This is a genomic window from Streptomyces apricus, assembly GCF_008369065.1.
Classification (GTDB): Bacteria; Actinomycetota; Actinomycetes; order Streptomycetales; family Streptomycetaceae; genus Streptomyces; species Streptomyces apricus.
Genome location: NZ_VDFC01000170.1, coordinates 1 through 2,175 on the forward strand (window position 1 = coordinate 1; position 2,175 = coordinate 2,175).

Annotated in this window: 3 protein-coding genes; 2 read left to right on the plus strand and 1 reads right to left on the minus strand. The window is 72.1% G+C overall.

The genetic code is table 11. The features are described 5' to 3' along the window. Positions 1-234 precede the first annotated feature (234 nt). Positions 235-732, plus strand: a complete 498-nt coding sequence (mscL, locus tag FGF04_RS38925; protein ID WP_149516115.1) for a large conductance mechanosensitive channel protein MscL — start codon at positions 235-237, stop codon at positions 730-732. 107 nt (positions 733-839) lie between these two features. Here mscL and FGF04_RS38930 read toward each other — a convergent pair whose 3' ends face one another. After that, positions 840-1,019: a hypothetical protein gene (locus tag FGF04_RS38930; RefSeq protein ID WP_149516116.1), complete on the minus strand. Its 180-nt coding sequence runs from the start codon at positions 1,017-1,019 to the stop codon at positions 840-842. 122 nt (positions 1,020-1,141) lie between these two features. Between FGF04_RS38930 and FGF04_RS38935 the strand changes: the two genes are divergently transcribed. Then, positions 1,142-2,170 carry a P1 family peptidase gene (locus FGF04_RS38935; protein WP_149516117.1) on the plus strand — a complete coding sequence of 343 codons (1,029 nt, stop codon included), beginning with the start codon at positions 1,142-1,144 and terminating at the stop codon, positions 2,168-2,170. The last annotated feature ends 5 nt before the right edge of the window (positions 2,171-2,175 follow it).

Here is a 2,175-nt window from a genome sequence, read left to right on the forward strand (position 1 = left end):
GGTGAGGGGGGTGCCCTGATCGTTCTGTCCGTGCCCCGGAGGACTGCCGCACGGCTTGCCGGGGCAGGTGCGACCTCACGACTGGCGGTGACCCTGTGCTGAGCGTCGGCGAGGCCTCCGTGCCGCTGTCAAGTCGCCCGTTGGAGGCAGGGAATTGGACAGGGCCGCAACACCCTGACGTAGGTTGCGGAGCTGTTCGTTCCATGATCCGTGCACGTGAGAAAGGGCTCTTGAGTGAGCGAGAAGAAGAAGGAACCGAGCGTCCTGGAAGGCTTCAAGGCCTTCCTGATGCGCGGGAACGTCGTCGACCTGGCTGTCGCGGTGGTCATCGGCGCTGCCTTCACCAACATCGTCAACTCCCTGGTCAAGGGCGTGATCAACCCGGTGGTCGGCGCCTTTGGCACCAAGGACCTCGACAAGTACAGCTCGTGCCTGAAAAGCCCCTGCAAGTTCGACCAGGCCACGGGTACCGCGACGAGCGGCATCCCGATCATGTGGGGCACCGTCCTCAGCGCGACGCTGACCTTCCTGATCACCGCGGCCGTCGTCTACTTCCTGATGGTGCTGCCGATGTCCAAGTACCTCGCCCGGCATGCGGCCCGCCAGAAGGCGAAGGAGACCACGCAGGAAGTGCTGGAGGTGACCGAGCTGGAGGTCCTGAAGGAGATCCGCGACGCCCTGGTGGCCCAGCGGGGCTCCGGTCCGGGCGAACGGCAGACACCCGGGCAGTGATCACGGCCGGGACGGCCAGTACCGGCAGGACCGACGGCCGGGACCGCAGACCGGGGCCCCGGGAGAGGTCGCGGGACCGCGAGGTGGCGGACTCCGATGTGACGGACTCAGATGTGGTGGGGTGGCTTCTCGTCCAGGAAGCGGGCCAGGTCCGCGGCGCCGTCACCGGTCGGCCGTTCGCCCCAGCCGCGGTCCGTGTCGTCCGCGGACGGCCGGCTCAGCGGGTCGTCGAAGATCAACGCGTCCTTGGGGACGTGCGGCGCACGCGGTTCGGGGGCTTCACTCATGCTTCCAGGGTACGCGTGCGCCCCGGACCGCCGGCCGCCCTGCTCCTGCGCGATCCTGGCCCGCGCGGTCCTGATCCGGGCGGGTCCCGGAGCGCGCCGGCTCCGGGGCCGAGACTAGGGCCATGACAGTTGACGCACTGACCGATGTGACCGGGCTGCGGGTGGGACACGCCACGCGGATCGGCGACGGGTGGCTCACCGGCACGACCGTCGTCCTGGCGCCCGAGGGGGGCGCGGTCGCGGCCGTGGACGTACGCGGTGGCGGACCCGGCACCAAGGAGACCGACGCGCTCGATCCGCGCAATGTCGTGCGGACGGTCGAGGCACTCGTGCTGACGGGCGGCAGCGCTTACGGGCTGGACTCGGCGACGGGGGTGATGGCCTGGCTGGAGGAGCGGGGGCGCGGGGTTCGGGTCGGGCCCGGTCCGCACCATGTCGTACCGGTCGTGCCGGCGGCCTGCGTCTTCGATCTGGGCCGGGGCGGCGACTTCCGGGCCCGGCCGGACGCGGCGATGGGCCGCGAGGCGGTGGAGGCCGCCGCCGCGAGCGAGCCGGGCGCGGCCGTGGCCGAGGGGTGCGTGGGCGCCGGGACCGGGGCGGCCGTCGGAATGATGAAGGGCGGGGTCGGCACGGCGAGCGCCGTCCTCGGGTCGGGGATCACGGTGGCGGCGCTCGTCGTGGCGAACGCGGCGGGGTCGGTGCTGGAGCCGGGGRAGGGGACGCTGTACGGGGAGTTGGCCCAGGGGCACCTGGACCTGCCCGCCGCGGAGGTCCATGAGGCGGCGCGGGCCCGGCTGGCCGAGGCAGCGGCCGCGAACACGGTTCCGCCGCTCAACACCACGCTGGCGGTGGTCGCCACCGACGCCGATCTGTCGAAGGCGCAGGCCCAGAAGCTCGCCGGTACGGCGCACGACGGCATCGCGCGGGCCGTCCGGCCGGTGCACCTGCTCAACGACGGCGACACCGTCTTCGCCCTGGCCACGGGCGCGCGCCCACTGGCGCCGGAGGACCCCCTGGCCCTGAACGAGATCCTCGCGGCAGGCGCGGACCTGGTGACCCGAGCGATCGTACGAGCGGTACGCGCAGCAGAGTCGGCGGAGGGCCCGGGCGGGGTGTGGCATTCATACGGGGACCTGTACGGGAGGAAGTAGGAGGG

Excerpts from the sequence above, each read along its gene's own strand:
- FGF04_RS38930 (WP_149516116.1), bottom strand. The coding sequence starts at position 1,019 with ATGAGTGAAGCCCCCGAACCGCGTGCGCCGCACGTCCCCAAGGACGCG.